The organism is Streptomyces sp. NPDC050485 (assembly GCF_044458185.1).
Taxonomy (GTDB): Bacteria; Actinomycetota; Actinomycetes; order Streptomycetales; family Streptomycetaceae; genus Streptomyces.
In genome coordinates this window covers 320069-338400 of record NZ_JBITHR010000001.1, presented here as the reverse complement: position 1 = coordinate 338400, position 18332 = coordinate 320069, and the positions used below count along the sequence as shown (strand labels likewise).

Here is an 18332-nt window from a genome sequence, read left to right as displayed (position 1 = left end):
GGGCCGAACGTCCCGATAGGGGCGGGTCCAAGGTCCTGTCGGTGCCCCTCCGTAGACTGGCCTTGTGACCGAGCAGCCCGACCGCAGTGAAGCCGATGCATTCGACGGAATCGTCGAAGCCGAGACCGACCTTCCCCAAGATCTCGAATCCGCTCGATCAGGGGAGACCCCAACCCCCGACCTGGCGGTGATCGAGGCGGGCAGCCGCACCCTGCGTGCCCATGGCGGCCTGCCCCAGGGTGAAGCCGTGCCCGCCCGGCCCGCCGACCCCGAGGTGGACGCGGCGCTGCGCGCGGTGGAGACGGAGCTGGCGGGCCGCTGGGGCGAGACCAAGCTGGAGCCGTCGGTCACCCGGATCGCCGCGCTGATGGACGTCCTCGGCGAGCCGCAGCGCGCCTACCCGACGATTCACATCACCGGCACCAACGGCAAGACGTCCACCGCCCGCATGATCGAGGCCCTGCTCGGCGCCTTCGAGCTCCGCACCGGCCGCTACACCTCGCCGCACGTCCAGTCGATCACCGAGCGGATCACCCTGGACGGCCTGCCGATCCCCGCCGAGCGCTTCATCGAGACGTACGAGGACATCAAGCCGTACGTCGAGATGGTGGACGCGAAGGAGGAGTTCCGGCTCTCCTTCTTCGAGGTCCTCACCGGCATGGCGTACGCGGCCTTCGCGGACGCCCCGGTCGACGTGGCCGTCGTGGAGGTGGGCATGGGCGGCTCCTGGGACGCGACGAACGTCATCGACGCGGGCGTCGCCGTCGTCACCCCCATCGACCTCGACCACACCGACCGGCTCGGCAACACGCCCGCCGAGATCGCCGTCGAGAAGTCCGGGATCATCAAGCAGGGCGCGACCGTGATCCTCGCCCAGCAGCCCGTCGGCGCGGCCCAGGTCATGCTGAAGAAGGCCGTCGAGGCCGATGCGACCGTGGCCCGCGAGGGCATGGAGTTCGGCATCGTCGGCCGCGAAGTCGCCGTCGGCGGCCAGCTCCTGACGCTGCGCGGGCTCGGCGGCGAGTACGAGGAGGTCTTCCTCCCGCTGTACGGGGCCCACCAGGCGCACAACGCGGCGGTGGCGCTGGCCGCGGTCGAGGCCTTCTTCGGCGTCGGCTCGCAGCACGCCCGGCCGCTGGACATCGACACCGTCCGCAAGGCGTTCGCCTCCGTGGTCTCGCCCGGCCGCCTGGAGGTCGTGCGCCGCTCGCCGACCGTCGTCCTGGACGCGGCGCACAACCCGGCGGGCGCGCGGGCCACCGCGGACGGTCTTACCGAGGCCTTCGGCTTCTCGCGCCTGATCGGTGTGGTCGCGGCCAGCGCCGACAAGGACGTGAAGGGCCTGCTCGAAGCCTTCGAGCCGGTCTTCGCGGAAGTCGTGGTGACCGCCAACACCTCCATGCGCTCCATGGACGTGGACGAGCTGGCCGCGCTCGCCGTCGAGGTGTTCGGCGACGAGCGGGTCGTGGTCGAGCCGCGCCTGGACGACGCCATCGAAGCGGCGATCACCCTGGCCGAGGAGGAGGACGAGTACGCGGGCGCGGGCGTCCTGGTCACCGGCTCCGTGTTCACGGTCGGCGACGCCCGGCTGCTGCTGAAGAGGGGCTGAAGCCGATGCGTACGCTCTGCGCGTCCACCCTGATCGGTGAATTCTTCGTCATCGCCTTCGCGGGGCTCGTCGCCATGAAGGACCCGGACCTCACGTCCGCCACGGTGTGGACGGTGTGCGGTATCGGCATGCTGCTCTCGGTGCTGCTGTGCGGGATGCTGGGCCGGCGCGGCGGCGTCGAGCTGGGCTGGGCGCTCCAGATCGCCCTGATCGCGAGCGGCTTCGTCGTCCCGCTGATGTTCTTCATGGGCCTGATGTTCGCGGTGCTGTGGTGGGCCTCGGTGCACTTCGGCCGCAAGATCGACGAGGCGAAGGCGAGATTCGCGGCGGCAGAGCCGGAGGCTCAGCCGCAGTAGGGGTGCTGTCGGTGCCGGGTGCTCGACCCGGGCCCGGCACCCAGGTGCCGTCCGTTCAACTACACCCGGTAATCTCGGCGGACCGCACACGTTTGCCAAGGAGCCGCACACCATGACGCAGCGCACCCTCGTCCTCCTCAAGCCGGACGCCGTCCGCCGCTCGCTGGTCGGCGAGATCATCGGCCGCATCGAGCGCAAGGCCGAATGGCGGATCACCGAGCTGGAGATGCGCACGCTGGACCGTGCCACCCTGGAGACGCACTACGCCGAGCACGTGGGCCGCCCCTTCTACGAGCCGCTGGTCGCCTTCATGTCGTCCGGTCCGGTCGTCGCCCTGGTGGTCGAGGGTGAGCGCGTCATCGAGGGCGTACGCCAGTTGGCGGGTCCCACCGACCCGATCGCGGCGGCCCCCGGTTCGATCCGCGGCGACTTCGGCACCATCGTCCGGGAGAACCTCATCCACGCCTCGGACTCCGAGGAGTCCGCGGAGCGAGAACTGAAGATCTTCTTCCCGGGCCGCGGCTGAGCATTTCCTGACGCAGTGTCAGCCATATAGCGCTCATGACCTGGGGCGACCGAAGGAATTTCGGTCGCCCTGCGGCATATGCGGGCCGACTTCGGGAACGCATCGCCCCGACACGACGTCACCATTACTGAGGTGGACCAACGCGCCGTGTCCGTGCAGGCCGGACTACGATGGGGCCTCACGCTCACAGCACCCACCTCGCCGACCTGAGAAGCCGTCAACGCTCGATTAGGGAAGGCCGGACGCATCCTCATGGGGAGCAACAAAATGTCGTTCATCGGCCGTGACATGGCTGTCGACCTCGGGACCGCCAACACGCTGGTGTACGTCAGGGGCCGCGGAATCGTCCTGAACGAGCCGTCCGTGGTCGCCATCAACACCAACACCGGCGGCATCCTGGCGGTCGGCGCCGAAGCCAAGAAGATGATCGGCCGTACGCCGGGCAACATCGTTGCCGTACGGCCGCTGAAGGATGGCGTGATCGCCGACTTCGAGATCACCGAGCGGATGCTCCGCTACTTCATCCTGAAGATCCACAAGCGCCGCTACCTGGCCCGCCCGCGCGTCGTGGTCTGTGTGCCCTCCGGCATCACCGGAGTCGAGCGCCGCGCCGTCATCGAGGCCTCGACGCAGGCCGGTGCCCGTCAGGTGCACATCATCGAGGAGCCCATGGCCGCGGCCATCGGCTCGGGCCTGCCGGTCCACGAGGCCACCGGCAACATGGTGGTCGACATCGGCGGCGGCACCACCGAGGTCGCCGTGATCTCGCTCGGCGGAATCGTCACCGCGCAGTCGATCCGGGTGGCCGGCGACGAGCTCGACAACGCGATCATCCAGCACATCAAGAAGGAGTACTCGCTCCTCCTCGGTGAGCGGACCGCGGAGCAGATCAAGATCACGATCGGTTCGGCGTACGACTTCGACAAGGACGAGCACACCGAGATCCGCGGCCGCGACCTCGTCTCCGGACTGCCGAAGACGGTCGTGATCTCCGCCGCCGAGGTGCGCAAGGCGATCGAGGAGCCCGTCAACGCCATCGTCGACGCCGTGAAGACCACCCTGGACAAGTGCCCGCCGGAGCTCTCCGGCGACATCATGGACCGCGGCATCGTCCTCACCGGCGGCGGCGCCCTGCTGCGCGGCCTCGACGAGCGGCTGCGCCGCGAGACCGGCATGCCGATCCACATCGCCGAGGACCCGCTGGACTCCGTGGCCCTCGGATCGGGCAAGTGCGTCGAGGAGTTCGAGGCCCTCCAGCAGGTCCTCGACGCCCAGCCGCGCAGATAGTTCCGGGCCCACGTCCGCCGTACGGGTCACTGCCAACCCGTACGGCGGATCGTTGATATACAGATCGAAGAGATCTTGTAGATCACCCACATTCCTACGAGGAAGGCACGGCCGCCGCACGTGAGGGACACACGAGAGAGCCGGCTGCTCCTGGTGCTGCTGATCGCCGTCGCATTCGCGCTGATCACGGTCGATATCAGAGGCGGGGAGAACTCACCGGTAGCCGGCGTCCGGCAGGCCGCCGCCACTGTCTTCGGGCCGGTGGAGAACGGTGTCGCGGGCGCCGTCGACCCGATCGGCAACGCGATCGGCGCGGTACGCGACTCGGACAAGCGGCACAACAAGATCTCCGCCCTCCAGGCCGAGAACGAGATGCTCCGGCAGAAGCTCGGCAGCGACGCCCGCAACAAGAGCCGCCTGAACCAGCTCGACTCGATGCTGAAGACCGCGGGCGAGGGCCAGTACGGCATCAAGGCCGCCCAGGTCGTCGCCATAGGAGCGGCCCAGGGCTTCTCCTGGACCATCACCATCGACGCCGGTTCCAACGACGGCATCAAGCGCGACATGACCGTGCTCAACGGCGAGGGCCTGGTCGGCCGGGTCACCACCGTCGGCCCCTCCACCTCGACCGTCCTGCTCGCCAACGACCCCGACTTCACCGTCGGCACCCGTATGGAGAACAGCGACGAACTCGGCTTCGCCACCGGCCACGGCGACCGGCCGCTGTCGGTGCAACTGCTCAACGGCAAGGCCAAGGTCAACCCGGGCGACCGCCTGGTGACCTTCGGATCGCAGGCCGACAAGCCGTTCGTGCCGGGTGTCCCGGTCGGCGAGGTCGTCAAGGTCGACCCCTCGGGCGGCGCCCTGACCCGCACCATCTACGTACGCCCGTTCGTCGGCTTCACCAAGCTCGACATCGTCGGCATCGTCATCCAGGCCCCGCGCACCGACCCCCGCGACCAGGTGCTGCCCGCCAAGCCGCAGCCGACCCCGACGCCCACGGTCACCGTCACGGCCAGCCCGCCCGTGAGCCCCAACGCGAGCGCGAACCCCAATCAGAACGCCAACGCCAACGCGAACCCCAACGCCAACGCGAACCCCAATCAGAACGCGAACGCGAACGGGAACGCCAATCCGCCTCCGAACCCCAACGGTGATCCGAACGGCAACGCCAACGCCAACGGCGAGCAGTAGGAGCTGATCCAGATGCGTCTCAACAGGGTCATCCTCTCCGCCGCCCTGATCGTCATCGCCCTCGTCATCCAGGTGAGCGTCCTCGCCCGCCTCCAACTCCCCGGCGCCGTACCGGACTTGATGCTCCTCACCGTCCTCGGTCTGGCCCTCGTGTACGGCCATGTCGGGGGCGCCTTCGTCGGATTCGGCGCGGGGCTGCTCGCCGACCTCGCGCCGCCCGCCGACCACGCCGCCGGGCGCTACGCCCTCGTCCTGTGCGTGATCGGCTACCTCGCCGGGCTCGCCAAGCCCGACCACGGCCGGCTGCGCTCGGCCACCGGGCCGATGCTGGTGGTGGTCGGCGCGGCCATCGGCTCGACGCTGCTGTACGCCCTGGTCGGCGGGCTCGTCGGGGACACCGCGGCCCGCCATGTCGGGCTGCCCAGCCTGCTGTTCACGGCCGCCGTGTACGACCTGCTGCTCGCGCCGTTCACCGTGCCGCTGATCATGGCGATCGCCCGGCGGGCCGAGAACGACCCGCTCGGCGACACCAACGCCAACGGCAACCCCAAGAACAACATCACCTCCGGCTGGCTCTCCGGCGGGACCGGACTGCGCATCGGCGGCCAGCGCGGCGGACTGCGCATCAAGGCCGCCAAGAACCGGGCCGCCCGAGCCGGCCGCATCAAGGGCGTCAAGCGACTGTGAACCAGGGGGTCGTCAAGGCATGAGCAACATTCCCGAGACCGGCCGCACCCCCCGGGTGCAGATCCGGCTCGTCATCATCCAGGTCCTGGTCTTCTCGCTCCTGTTCACGCTGGGCGGACGCCTGTGGTACCTGCAGATCCGCAACGGCAAGGAATACACGGACGAGGCCAAGAACAACCACGTCCAGCAGGTCGTCCAGCCCGCCGTGCGCGGCTCGATCCTGGACGCCCGCGGGGTGGCGCTCGCCGACAACGAGACCCGCCTGGTGGTCTCCGCCTCGCGCACCGACCTGATGAAGATGCACGACAAGGGCAGGGCCGTCCTCACCCGGCTCGCCGCGGTACTCGGTTTGAAGCCGCAGGACGTCATCGACAAGGTCAGGCTCTGCGACGCCAAGACCCCCAAGCCCTGCTGGAACGGCTCCCCCTACCAGCCGATCCCCGTCACCGACCAGGCCACCACCCAGCAGGCCCTGCAGATCCGCGAACGCTCCGAGGACTTCCCCGGCATCACCGCGGACCCCACCGCCGTACGCCGCTACCCCGCGCCCGGCAAGTCCAACACCGCCCAGGTGCTCGGCTACCTCTCGCCCGTCACCGACGACGAGATCACCAAGGCGAGGAACAGCGACTCGCCCTACCTGCGCTCCGACCAGGTCGGCCGCTCCGGCCTGGAGCGCACCTACGACAAGCAGCTGCGCGGCAAGGCCGGTATCACCCGGTACGAGGTGGACAACCTCGGGCGGGTCATCGGGCAGGCGGAGAGCGACAAGGCGCAGCCCGGCTCCAACGTCGTCACATCGATAGACGCACGCGTGCAGGCGGTCGCCGAGTACGAGCTGGACAACGCGATGAAGGCCGCCCGCCAGCAGTACGACAAGATCACCAACGAGAACTACAAGGCGGACTCCGGCGCGGTCATCGTGATGGAGGCCAAGACCGGCCGGATCGTCGCCATGGCATCGGCACCGACGTACGACCCGAACGTCTGGGTCGGCGGCATCTCCGCCAAGGACTACCAGCAGCTCACCGGCAAGGACAGCGACTACCCGCTGCTGAACCGGGCCATACAGGGTCAGGCCGCGCCCGGCTCGACCTTCAAGGTGGTCTCCACGGCCGCCGCGGTCGAGGCCGGCTACCAGTGGGACGGGGGCTACCCGTGCACCAGCTCCTACTCCGTGGGCTCGCAGGTCTTCAAGAACTTCGAGGGGGAGAGCTTCGGCCCCATCTCCCTCGGCCGCGCCCTGGAGGTCTCCTGCGACACCGTCTTCTACGGACTCGCCGACAACGAGTGGAAGAAGGACGGCGGGATCAACCCGAAGAAGGGTGAGCCCAAGGACTACTTCTACAAGGCCGCCCACCAGTTCGGCCTCGGCAAGGTCACCGGCGTGGACCTGCCCAACGAGGTCACCGGCCGCGTCCCGGACCGCCAGTGGAAGGAGGGCTTCTTCAACGCCAACAAGGACTCCTGGTGCAAGACCGGTAAGAAGGACGGCAGTTACGTCGAGAAGATCGCGTACGAGAACTGCCTCGAAGGCAACAAGATGCGCGAGGGCGACTCGATCAACTACGCCATCGGCCAGGGCGACACCCTCGTCACCCCGATCCAGGAAGCCATGATCTACGGGGCGCTCGCCAACGGCGGCACCGTGCACACGCCGACCATCGGCAAGGCCATCGTCAGCGCCGACGGCAAGACCGTCCAGGAGATCAAGCCGAAGGTCAGCGGCAGGCTGCCGATCAACCAGGCCACGGTCGAAGGCATCGACAAGGCCCTCGCGGGCGTCGTCACCAGCGGTACCGCCGCCTGGAAGTTCCAGGGCTGGCCGCAGGACAAGATCGAGCTGCACGCCAAGACCGGTACCGCCGAGGTCTACGGCAAGCAGACCACGTCCTGGCTCGCCACGTACTCCAAGGACTACACGGTCGTCATGACGATCGCCCAGGCCGGTACGGGTTCCGGCGCCTCCGGTGAGGCCGTGCGCAACATCTACTCGGCGATGTACGGCATCGACTCCGCCGGACACCAGGACCTCAAGCGCGCCATGCTGCCGCAGCCCGAGCAGTCCCTGCCCAAGGTCCAGGCCGACGGCTCCATCGAGGCGCCGACGGTCACCGCGTACGACCCGAACGCCTACAAGGCGAAGCAGCCCGACGGCACCCCGCAGCAGCCCGGCGGTCAGCCGCAGCAGCCGGCCGGCCAGCCCCAGGACAACACGGCGGCCACCAACACCAGCACCGACAACCGCAACCCACGGAGGGACTAGCGCCATGGCCGGCTTCTCCGTCCAGCGGTACGCCCCCGAGCGCGGCGCGCTCGCCAAGCTCACCGCACGCGACTCGGTGCTGCGCAGACTCGACTGGCCGCTGCTGCTCTCGGCCCTCGCGCTCTGCCTCATCGGCTCGCTCCTGGTGTGGTCCGCCACCCGCAACCGCACCAACATCAACCAGGGCGACCCGTACTTCTTCCTGATCCGGCACATCGTGAACGCCGGCATCGGGCTCTGCCTGATGGTCGGCACGATCTGGCTCGGCCACCGCACCCTGCGCGGCGCCGTGCCCGTCCTGTACGGGCTCGCCATCCTGCTGCTGCTCGCCGTGCTCTCGCCGCTCGGCGCCACCGTCAACGGCGCGCACTCCTGGATCGTGCTCGGCGGCGGATTCTCCCTCCAGCCCTCCGAGTTCGCCAAGATCGCGATCATCCTGTGCATGGCGATGCTGCTCGCGGCCCGGGTGGACGCCGGCGACCAACTCCACCCGGACCACCGCACGGTGGTCAAGGCGCTCGTCCTCGCGATGATCCCGATCGGCTGCATCCTGCTGATGCCCGACCTCGGCTCGACCATGGTCATCGTGGTGATAATCCTCGGCGTGCTGCTCGCCTCCGGCGCCTCCAACCGCTGGATCTTCGGACTGCTCGTCTCCGGAGTGATCGGGGCGGTCCTGGTCGCGACCCTCGGGATACTCGACAAGTACCAGATCAACCGCTTCGCCGCGTTCGCCAACCCCAACCTCGACCCGGCCGGTGTCGGCTACAACACCAGCCAGGCGAGGATCGCCATCGGCTCCGGCGGGCTGACCGGCACCGGGCTCTTCAAGGGCTCCCAGACCACCGGCCAGTTCGTCCCCGAACAGCAGACGGACTTCGTCTTCACGGTCGCCGGGGAAGAACTCGGCTTCGTCGGCGCGGGCCTGATCATCGTCCTGATCGGCATCGTCCTGTGGCGCGCCTGCCGCATCGCCCGCGAGACGACCGAGCTGTACGGCACCATCGTGGCGGCCGGCATCATCGCCTGGTTCGCCTTCCAGTCCTTCGAGAACATCGGCATGACGCTCGGCATCATGCCGGTGGCGGGCATCCCGCTGCCCTTCGTCTCGTACGGAGGCTCCTCCATGTTCGCGGTGTGGGTGGCCATAGGGCTGCTCCAGTCGATCCGGGTGCAGCGCCCGATAACGGCATAGGCGACAGCACGCCGGACCCGCCGGGGAATTGGCTGGTCCGGCGTGCTGCCGCCGACCGCCGATCGCGTCTAGATTCTGGCCATGGCGGACACACAGCGCGAGATCGAGCGGAAATTCGAGTTCACAGAAGCCGACGGGGACAAGACCCGGCTTCCCGATCTGACCCGGGTACCGGGCATCGACGCGGTGGTCGACCAGGGCGTGGTCGACCTCGACGCCGTCTACTACGACACCGAAGACCTGCGCCTGGACGCCGACTCCGTCACCCTGCGCCGCAGAACCGGCGGATCCGACGCCGGCTGGCACCTGAAGTTCCCCGTCGCCCTCGGCATCCGCGACGAGATCCGCGCCCCCCTCTCCGACCGTCTCCCGCGCACCCTGTCCGCCCTGCTGCGCTCCCGCGTCCGCGCCGGCCAACTCGTCCCCGTGGTACGGCTGTTGTCCTCCCGCGACGTACGCCACCTGCTGGCCGAGGACGGCTCACTGCTCGCCGAAGTCAGCATCGACACCGTCCGCGCCGAAGGACTGCGCGCGGGCTCCTCCTCGACCGCCTGGACCGAGATCGAGGTCGAACTGGCCGACGGCGTCGAGGACGAGAGCATCCTGGACCGGGTGGAGAAACGGCTCCGCAAGGCGGGCATCCGCCCCGCGACCAGCCCCTCCAAGGTCGCCCGCGCCCTGCACGAGACGGCCCCGCCGAAGCCGGACGAGCCGCCCGCGCGGAAAACCGAACCCGCCGACGGCACCGCGGGCGCCCATGTACTCGGCTTCCTGCGCACCCAGCGCGACGCACTCGTCGCGCTCGACCCCGCCGTCCGCCGCGAACTGCCCGACTCCGTGCACCAGATGCGCGTCGCCACCCGCCGGCTGCGCAGCGCGTTCAAGACGTACGCCAGAGTCCTCGACCGGGCCGCCACCGACCCCGTCGGCGACGAGCTCCAATGGCTCGCCGCCGAACTCGGCGTGGACCGCGACCAGGAAGTCCTCACCGAACGCCTCAAGGCCCGCATCGCCGCGCTGCCCCGCACCCTGCTGCTCGGCCCGGTCCGCGGCCGGCTGCGCATCTGGAGCACGGCGCGCCGCAGCGGCTCCCGGCGCACGACCATCGCCGTCCTCGACAGCAAGCGCTACCTCGCCCTCCTCGACGCACTCGACGCGCTGCTCGCGGCCCCGCCGCTGCTCCCCGACGCCGGCCGGCCCGTCGGCGACGTACTCGTCAAGGCCGTCCTCAAGGACTACGACCGGCTCGCGGGGCGCGTCCGCACCGCGCTCGGCCTCGCCCCCGGGCACGAGCGGGACCTCGCCCTGCACCAGGCCCGCAAGGCCGCCAAGCGCGCCCGGTACGCCGCCGAGGCCGCCGCCCCCGCACTCGGCAAGCCCGCGGAGAAGTTCGCCAAAAGGATGAAGGGCGTGCAGAACGTGCTCGGCGACCACCAGGACAGCGTGGTCGCCCGCGACGCCCTGCGGACCCTGGCCGCCCAGGCCCACGCGGCCGGCGAGTCCGCGTTCACCTGGGGACTGCTGTACGGACGGGAGGAGGCGGCGGCGGCCGACCGCGAGCGCGAGCTCCCCGAGGTCTGGGCCCGGGCCGCCGAGGCGAGGCTCAAGCGGCGGCCGGGGGCCTGACCGGGGCCGTTCGGCGGGCAGGGGGCGGCTCCCGCTCGGGTTACGCTTGAGAGTCGCCCCCCTGCCCAGCCACGAAGGTCCGGAGATGTCTGCCGAATCGGTCTTCCCACAGCTCGAAGCTCTGCTCCCGCATGTGCAGAAGCCCATCCAGTACGTCGGCGGTGAGCTGAACTCCACCGTCAAGGACTGGGACAGCACGGACGTCCGCTGGGCGCTCATGTACCCGGACGCGTACGAGGTGGGGCTGCCCAACCAGGGCGTCATGATCCTCTACGAGGTACTGAACGAGCGCGAGGGCGTCCTCGCCGAGCGCACGTACAGCGTGTGGCCGGACATGGAAGCGCTCATGCGCGAGCACCGGGTGCCCCAGTTCACGGTGGACTCGCACCGCCCGCTGAAGGCGTTCGACGTCTTCGGGCTCAGCTTCTCCACCGAGCTCGGCTACACCAACATGCTCACGGCGCTCGACCTCGCGGGCATCCCGCTGGAGTCGAAGGACCGCAGCGTCGAGGACCCGATCGTCCTCGCGGGCGGCCACGCGGCCTTCAACCCCGAGCCGATCGCGGACTTCATCGACTGCGCCGTCATCGGCGACGGCGAGCAGGCCGTCCTCGACATGACCCAGATCATCCGCGGCTGGAAGGCCGAGGGGTGCCCCGGTGGCCGCGAGGAGGTGCTGTTCCGCCTCGCCAGGACGGGCAGCGTCTACGTCCCCGGCTTCTACGACGTCGAGTACCTGCCGGACGGCCGCATCGCCCGGGTCGTACCGAACAAGTCGGGCGTGCCGTGGCGGGTGTCCAAGCACACCGTCATGGACCTGGACGAGTGGCCCTACCCCAAGCAGCCCCTGGTCCCGCTCGCCGAGACCGTCCACGAGCGGATGTCCGTGGAGATCTTCCGCGGCTGCACCCGCGGCTGCCGCTTCTGCCAGGCCGGCATGATCACGCGCCCCGTGCGGGAGCGAAGCATCACCGGCATCGGCGAGATGGTGGAGAAGGGCCTGAAGGCGACCGGCTTCGAAGAGGTGGGCCTGCTCTCCCTCTCCTCCGCCGACCACTCCGAGATCGGCGACATCGCCAAGGGGCTCGCGGACCGCTACACCGAGGACAAGATCGGTCTGTCCCTGCCCTCCACCCGCGTGGACGCCTTCAACGTCGACCTCGCCAACGAGCTGACCAGGAACGGCCGTCGCTCGGGTCTCACCTTCGCCCCCGAGGGCGGCTCCGAGCGCATGCGCAAGGTCATCAACAAGATGGTCTCGGAAGAGGACCTGATCCGTACCGTCGCGACCGCGTACGGCAACGGCTGGCGCCAGGTGAAGCTGTACTTCATGTGCGGCCTGCCCACCGAGACCGACGACGACGTCCTCCAGATCGCCGACATGGCGATGAACGTGATCCAGAAGGGCCGCGAGGTCTCCGGCCAGAACGACATCCGCTGCACGGTCTCGATCGGCGGATTCGTCCCGAAGCCGCACACCCCGTTCCAGTGGGCCCCGCAGCTGAGCGCCGAGGACACCGACGCCCGCCTCACCAAGCTGCGCGACAAGATCCGCGGCGACAAGAAGTACGGCCGCTCGATCGGCTTCCGCTACCACGACGGCAAGCCCGGCATCGTGGAGGGCCTGCTCTCGCGCGGTGACCGCCGCATCGGCTCCGTCATCCGCGCCGTCTACGAGGACGGCGGCCGCTTCGACGGCTGGCGCGAGCACTTCTCGTACGACCGCTGGATGGCCTGCGCCGAGAAGACACTGCCCGCCTTCGGCGTGGACGTCGACTGGTACACCACCCGCGAGCGCACCTACGAGGAGGTCCTGCCCTGGGACCACCTCGACTCGGGCCTCGACAAGGACTGGCTGTGGGAGGACTGGCAGGACTCGCTCGACGAGACCGAGGTCGAGGACTGCCGGTGGACGCCCTGCTTCGACTGCGGGGTGTGTCCCCAGATGGACACCCACATCCAGATCGGCCCGACCGGCAAGAAGTTGCTGCCGCTGACGGTCGTCAAGTAGCCGCTTGATCGCGAAGGGCCCCTGCCGACGGCGGGGGCCCTTCGCGCGTACGCCCCCCGGCCGGGTGGTTTCGATCTTGGCTGACGCCGCTGGTGGGGGCCCGTGGGGCGGGCCGGGAACCGGGGTGGCGGTGGGCGCGTACTCTGGGTAGTACAACTACTGCCTCCGGCGCGGTGCCCGCCCCCGAGATCTCCTTGCGTACGACGGAGGGATGAGCCGGGTGGTGGACGGGCCGCGACCGGAGGGGCCCCACAGGACGGTGGGCGGCGCCGACCGCGCCCGCCCCGCACCGAGGAGAAGAACCACTGGGCAAGCGACAGCCCGAAGGCCCGCCGCCCGCACCTGCGGTGCAGCGCATCCGACTGCGCTATACCAAGCGCGGCCGCCTCCGGTTCACCAGCCACCGTGACTTCCAGCGCGCCTTCGAGCGGGCCCTGCGCCGCGCCGAGGTGCCCATGGCGTACTCGGCCGGCTTCACCCCGCACCCCAAGGTGTCGTACGCGAACGCCGCACCCACCGGCGTCGGCTCCGAGGCCGAATACCTGGAGATCGCGCTCACCGCGCAGCGCGACCCCGAGAAACTGCGGGCGCTGCTCGACGAGTCGCTGCCCACCGGGCTCGACATCGTGGACGCCGTCGAGGTCCGCACCTCCGGGCTCGCCGACCGGCTGACCGCCTCCGTGTGGGAGCTGCGGCTGGACGGGGTGAGCGTCGAGACCGCCGAGAAGGCCGTCGCGACGTTCCTCGCCGCCGAGACGGTCGAGGTCCAGCGCAAGACCAAGAACGGCATGCGCACCTTCGACACCCGGGGCGCCGTCGCCGAACTCCAGGCGCTTGCTCCCCGGGCCGCCGAAGCCGCCGACCCCGCCGCGACGCCGGTCGATAGGCCGGTGGGCGACGCCTGTGCGATACTGCGGCTGGTAGTGCGGCACCTGACACCTGCCGTGCGACCCGACGACGTCCTGTCCGGTCTCCAAGCTGTGGCCGACCTGGCGCCGCCGGTCCCCGCAGCGGTGACCAGGCTGGCGCAGGGGCTCTTCGACGAGGAGTCCGGCACGGTGACCGACCCGCTCGCGCCCGACCGCGAGGCAGCCCCGGCCGCTCCACAAACGGCCGCCGGGACCGTCTCTGCGACGGCGCCGGAAGGTCCCGCCGCGTAAGGGCGGTCGTTGTAGCGCAGCCCTGGCACTCGGGAGCCACCTGGGTCGGGCCGCGCACTGACCTAAAAGACTTTCGCCAGGCCGTGCGCACCTCGTGCAGGGAACCGGCGAGCCAGACATAACAGCTCCCGTGCGGCGCCCGCGCCCCGGACGGCGGCACCCGCGCACATCACGCGGTACGTGCCGCCGGACCGGAAACAGGCGCGGCGCCCGGGAGCGTGACGGGAGCTACGCCCGCATGCTTGAGCAGAACGAACCCGGTACGGCCGGGGACAACACCGACAACGATCAGAACAGCCCCAGCGACACGCTGCCGCCGCGCCGCAGGCGCCGTGCGGCCTCGCGTCCCGCGGGCCCGCCGGTGGGCGCGCAGAACGCGGAGTCCACCGAGCAGAGCGCGGCGCAGACCGCCGAAACGGCCGCGCCGGTGGCCGTCGAGTCCGCCGCTGCGGACGAGGCTCCGGCGCCGCGTACCCGTCGCCGTGCGACGCGTAAGGCGACCGCTCCGGCCGGTGCGCCGCAGGGCGTGGAAGCCGCCGAGGGCGCGAAGGCCGCAGAGGCTGTTGAGGCGCCTGCTTCCGTCTCCGTCGAGTCCGCCGCTGCGGACGAGGCTCCGGCGCCGCGTACCCGCCGTCGTGCGACGCGTAAGGCGACCGCTCCGGCCGGTGCGCCGCAGGCCGTCGAATCGGCTGAGGCCGTCGAGACGCCCGCCCCGGTCGAATCCGCTGCCGCGGCCTCCGAGGACAGCGACGAGGCCGCTCCGGCCCCGCGCGTCCGGCGCCGTGCCACCCGCAAGGTGACCGCTCCGGCCGGTGCGCCCAAGGCTGCCGAAGCCGCCGAAGACGTGGTCGAGGCCGCCCCGGCCCCGGTCGTCGCCGCGGCGCCCGAGAGCGCCGAGGAAGCCGCAGCCGAGGAGTCCGCCGCCCCCGCGCCGCGTACCCGCCGCCGTGCGACCCGTAAGGCGACCGCCCCGCAGACCACGGTCGCGGCCCCGGCCGTCGCCGAGGTGACCGAACCCGAAGAGGCCGAAGAGGTCGAAGAGGCAGAGGAAGCCGAAGAGATCGCCGCCGTCGAGGCCCCGGCCGTCGCCGAGGACGAGGCGCCGGCGCCGCGTACCCGCCGTCGTGCCACCCGTCAGGTGACCGCCCCCGCCGGTGCGCCGCGGGCCGCCGCCGAGGAGCCGGCCGAGGCCGCGAGCCCGGCCGCCGAGGACGAGGCGCCGCGCGGCGGCCGGACCCGCCGCCGGGCCGCCCGGCCCGCTTCTACCCCGCAGTTCACCCCGGTCGAGCCGACGCCGCAGGCCGCGCCCGAGGCAGAGGCCGAGGAGCCCACCGGCGGGCGGTCCCGCCGTCGCGCCGAGCGCCCCGCCGTGGCCGTGTTCCAGGCGCCGGTCTTCACCGAGCCGATGTTCCAGACCCCGGAGACGGCCGCGGCCGCCGCTGCCGCCGCCCGTGTCGAGGAGCCCGCCGAGGCCGAGGAGGCCGCCGTCGAGGCCGCCGAGCCGGTTGCCGCCGAGCCGCAGGGCCGCTCGCGCCGTCGCCGCCGCCGTGGCGAGCCCGCCGAGCCGGTGCTCGACAAGGCCGCGGAGGAGCCGGTCGAGGAGCACGTGGCGGAGGCCGCCGAGGCCGAGGCCGAAGCGGAGTCCGAGGACGCCGACGACGACCGCCCCTCGCGCCGCCGTCGCCGTGGCGGCCGTCGCCGTCGCCGCGGCGAGTCCGCCGAGGCGGAGGACGCCGCGGAGGAGCAGGCCTACGAGCCGGCCGAGCAGACGGAGCTCGGGGGAGCCGAGTCCGACGAAGAGGACGAGGAGCACGAGGACGAGGACGGCACCCCGTCCGCGGCCGGCACCAGCAGCAGCCGCCGCCGGCGCCGCCGCCGTCGCCGCACCGGCGACGCGGGCCCCGAGGGCGAGCCGGGCTCCGACGACCCGGAGCGTACGGTCGTCAAGGTCCGTGAACCGCGCCCGGCCCGCGAGCGCGCGGAGTCCACCTCCTCCGACGAGGTCCAGTCCATCAAGGGCTCGACCCGCCTGGAGGCGAAGAAGCAGCGCCGCCGCGAGGGCCGCGAGCAGGGCCGCCGCCGCGTCCCGATCATCACCGAGGCGGAGTTCCTGGCCCGCCGCGAGGCCGTCGAGCGCGTCATGGTCGTCCGCCAGCACGGCGAGCGCACCCAGATCGGCGTCCTGGAAGACAACGTGCTGGTCGAGCACTACGTCAACAAGGAGCAGGCCACCTCGTACGTCGGCAACGTCTACCTGGGCAAGGTCCAGAACGTACTGCCGTCCATGGAGGCCGCGTTCGTCGACATCGGCAAGGGCCGCAACGCCGTCCTGTACGCCGGTGAGGTCAACTTCGAGTCGCTCGGCATGGGCAACGGCCCGCGCCGCATCGAGGCCGCCCTCAAGTCCGGCCAGTCGGTGCTCGTCCAGGTGACGAAGGACCCGATCGGCCACAAGGGCGCCCGCCTGACCAGCCAGGTCTCGCTGCCCGGCCGCTACCTGGTGTACGTGCCCGAGGGCTCGATGACCGGCATCAGCCGCAAGCTCCCCGACACCGAGCGCGCGCGTCTGAAGACCATCCTCAAGAAGATCGTCCCCGAGGACGCGGGCGTCATCGTGCGCACCGCCGCCGAAGGCGCGAGCGAGGACGAGCTGCGCCGTGACGTCGAGCGGCTGCAGGCGCAGTGGGCCGACATCCAGCAGAAGGCCGGCCAGATCTCGACCTCCTCGCCGTCGCTGCTCTACGGCGAGCCGGACATGACCGTCCGGGTCGTCCGCGACATCTTCAACGAGGACTTCACGAAGGTCATCGTCAGCGGTGACGAGGCCTGGGAGACCATCCACGGGTACGTCTCGCACGTCGCGCCCGACCTGGCCGACCGGCTGTCCCGGTGGACCAGCGAGGTCGACGTCTTCGCGACGTACCGGATCGACGAGCAGCTGGCGAAGGCTCTGGACCGCAAGGTCTGGCTGCCGTCCGGCGGCTCGCTGGTGATCGACAAGACCGAGGCGATGATCGTCGTCGACGTCAACACCGGCAAGTTCACCGGGCAGGGCGGCAACCTCGAAGAGACCGTGACGAGGAACAACCTCGAAGCGGCCGAGGAGATCGTGCGCCAGCTGCGGCTGCGCGACCTGGGCGGCATCGTCGTCATCGACTTCATCGACATGGTCCTGGAGTCCAACCGCGACCTGGTCCTGCGCCGTCTGCTCGAATGCCTGGGCCGCGACCGCACCAAGCACCAGGTGGCCGAGGTCACGTCGCTGGGTCTGGTCCAGATGACCCGCAAGCGGGTCGGCCAGGGCCTGCTTGAGTCGTTCTCCGAGACCTGCGTCCACTGCAACGGGCGCGGTGTGATCGTGCACATGGAGCAGCCGACCAGTGCCGGTGGCGGCGCGGGCAAGCGTCCGAAGAAGCGCGGCCGCGGCGGCGCCGAGCACGACCAGCACATCCACGAGCACGAGGCCGTCGACATCGCGGCCGACGTCGACCACGAAGCCGTCGAGTCCGAGGCCGAGGTCGCCGCGGAGATCGCGGCCCCGGTGGCTCTCGCCGAGCCGGAGTTCGTGCCCGACGAGGAGCTGTACAGCAGCGTCGCCGAGGCGGAGGCCGCGGCTCGTGGCGGAAGGTCGCGCCGCCGGGCCACCCGCAGGGCCTCGGCCCCGGCCGGTGCGCCCCGCGCGGCGGCTGCCGAGACCCCGGCCGCTCCGGCCGAGGAGCCGGAGGCCCCGCAGGCGGTGACGGTCGCGTCGTTCATCGAGGACGAGGCGCCGCGTGGCCTCTCCCGAGGCTTTAAGGGCCAGGGAGGTGCCCCCGTCCGCCGCCGCGCCACCCGCAAGGTGTCGGCCCCGGCGGGCGCGCCGAAGCCGGCCGCCGCCGAGCCGGTGGTGGTCGTGACGGAGCCCGAGCCGAAGGCCGAAGCGCCCCAGGCGGAGGAGCCGGTGGCCGCGCAGGCCGAGCCCGTCGTCGAGGAGGCGCCTGTCGCCGCCCCGCCGCGGGCCCGCCGCCGGGCGACCCGCAAGGCGACGGCCCCGGCCGGTTCGCCGTCGGGCGCCGAGGACGCGGCGATCGTCGTGGTGGCCGCCGCCCCGGCAGCCGAGCCGGAGACCCCGGCCGCGGAGTCGGCGGAGTCCGCCGAGGCGGCCGCTCCGGCGAAGAAGGCGGCCCGCAAGACCGCCAAGAAGGCCACCGCGAAGAAGGCCGCCACCAAGAAGACGGCGGCCAAGAAGACCGTGGCGAAGAAGACGACCGCCAAGAAGGCCGCGGCCAAGAAGACGACGGCGGCGGCCGAGCAGCAGCAGTCCGGGGTGTCGGCGTCGACCGACAGCTGACGGACAGCCCCCGCTCAGCCGGCGTACACCAAGCGGTAGTTGGCTGATGCAAGGCCCCAAGAGCCCGTCCCCGGAACGCCGGGGG

Annotated in this window: 12 protein-coding genes; all 12 read left to right on the top strand. The window is 71.0% G+C overall.

What is annotated here, in order from left to right:
* Positions 1 to 64 precede the first annotated feature (64 nt).
* The 12 genes from ACIBK6_RS01505 (at position 65) to ACIBK6_RS01450 (ending at position 18247) form a co-directional block, all read left to right on the top strand.
* Positions 65 to 1609, top strand: a complete 1545-nt coding sequence (locus tag ACIBK6_RS01505) for a bifunctional folylpolyglutamate synthase/dihydrofolate synthase (RefSeq protein WP_399047779.1) — start codon at positions 65 to 67, stop codon at positions 1607 to 1609.
* Positions 1610 to 1614: 5 nt separating this feature from the next.
* Positions 1615 to 1965 carry a DUF4233 domain-containing protein gene (locus tag ACIBK6_RS01500; protein ID WP_399047777.1) on the top strand — a complete coding sequence of 117 codons (351 nt, stop codon included), beginning with the start codon at positions 1615 to 1617 and terminating at the stop codon, positions 1963 to 1965.
* A 112-nt stretch (positions 1966 to 2077) separates the two neighbouring features.
* Positions 2078 to 2491 (top strand): nucleoside-diphosphate kinase, encoded by a 414-nt coding sequence (gene ndk / locus ACIBK6_RS01495; protein ID WP_399047775.1) that lies wholly within the window; start codon positions 2078 to 2080, stop codon positions 2489 to 2491.
* A gap of 267 nt (positions 2492 to 2758) precedes the next feature.
* Positions 2759 to 3778: a rod shape-determining protein gene (locus ACIBK6_RS01490; protein ID WP_399047774.1), complete on the top strand. Its 1020-nt coding sequence runs from the start codon at positions 2759 to 2761 to the stop codon at positions 3776 to 3778.
* A 120-nt stretch (positions 3779 to 3898) separates the two neighbouring features.
* Positions 3899 to 4972, top strand: coding sequence for a rod shape-determining protein MreC (mreC, locus tag ACIBK6_RS01485; protein WP_399047773.1), 1074 nt, complete (start codon positions 3899 to 3901; stop codon positions 4970 to 4972).
* A gap of 12 nt (positions 4973 to 4984) precedes the next feature.
* Positions 4985 to 5659: a rod shape-determining protein MreD gene (gene mreD / locus ACIBK6_RS01480; RefSeq protein WP_399047772.1), complete on the top strand. Its 675-nt coding sequence runs from the start codon at positions 4985 to 4987 to the stop codon at positions 5657 to 5659.
* 19 nt (positions 5660 to 5678) lie between these two features.
* Positions 5679 to 7925, top strand: a complete 2247-nt coding sequence (gene mrdA / locus ACIBK6_RS01475) for a penicillin-binding protein 2 (RefSeq protein ID WP_399047770.1) — start codon at positions 5679 to 5681, stop codon at positions 7923 to 7925.
* Between the two features lie 4 nt (positions 7926 to 7929).
* Positions 7930 to 9120: a rod shape-determining protein RodA gene (gene rodA / locus ACIBK6_RS01470; RefSeq protein ID WP_399047768.1), complete on the top strand. Its 1191-nt coding sequence runs from the start codon at positions 7930 to 7932 to the stop codon at positions 9118 to 9120.
* 81 nt (positions 9121 to 9201) lie between these two features.
* Positions 9202 to 10746, top strand: coding sequence for a CHAD domain-containing protein (locus ACIBK6_RS01465; protein ID WP_399047766.1), 1545 nt, complete (start codon positions 9202 to 9204; stop codon positions 10744 to 10746).
* 85 nt (positions 10747 to 10831) lie between these two features.
* A complete protein-coding gene (locus ACIBK6_RS01460; RefSeq protein WP_399047765.1) occupies positions 10832 to 12757 on the top strand; it encodes a TIGR03960 family B12-binding radical SAM protein in 1926 nt (641 codons plus the stop codon).
* 347 nt (positions 12758 to 13104) lie between these two features.
* The gene (locus ACIBK6_RS01455; RefSeq protein WP_399047764.1) at positions 13105 to 13917 is read left to right on the top strand and encodes a TIGR03936 family radical SAM-associated protein; all 813 of its coding nucleotides are present in this window, start codon (positions 13105 to 13107) and stop codon (positions 13915 to 13917) included.
* 238 nt (positions 13918 to 14155) lie between these two features.
* Positions 14156 to 18247 carry a ribonuclease E/G gene (locus tag ACIBK6_RS01450; RefSeq protein ID WP_399047762.1) on the top strand — a complete coding sequence of 1364 codons (4092 nt, stop codon included), beginning with the start codon at positions 14156 to 14158 and terminating at the stop codon, positions 18245 to 18247.
* Positions 18248 to 18332: the final 85 nt, after the last annotated feature.

Coding starts and splice junctions, on each gene's coding strand:
- ACIBK6_RS01490 (WP_399047774.1), top strand. CDS start 2,759: ATGTCGTTCATCGGCCGTGACATGGCTGTCGACCTCGGGACCGCCAAC.
- ACIBK6_RS01465 (WP_399047766.1), top strand. CDS start 9,202: ATGGCGGACACACAGCGCGAGATCGAGCGGAAATTCGAGTTCACAGAA.
- ACIBK6_RS01500 (WP_399047777.1), top strand. CDS start 1,615: ATGCGTACGCTCTGCGCGTCCACCCTGATCGGTGAATTCTTCGTCATC.
- rodA (WP_399047768.1), top strand. CDS start 7,930: ATGGCCGGCTTCTCCGTCCAGCGGTACGCCCCCGAGCGCGGCGCGCTC.
- ACIBK6_RS01460 (WP_399047765.1), top strand. CDS start 10,832: ATGTCTGCCGAATCGGTCTTCCCACAGCTCGAAGCTCTGCTCCCGCAT.
- ACIBK6_RS01450 (WP_399047762.1), top strand. CDS start 14,156: ATGCTTGAGCAGAACGAACCCGGTACGGCCGGGGACAACACCGACAAC.
- mrdA (WP_399047770.1), top strand. CDS start 5,679: ATGAGCAACATTCCCGAGACCGGCCGCACCCCCCGGGTGCAGATCCGG.
- mreD (WP_399047772.1), top strand. CDS start 4,985: ATGCGTCTCAACAGGGTCATCCTCTCCGCCGCCCTGATCGTCATCGCC.
- ndk (WP_399047775.1), top strand. CDS start 2,078: ATGACGCAGCGCACCCTCGTCCTCCTCAAGCCGGACGCCGTCCGCCGC.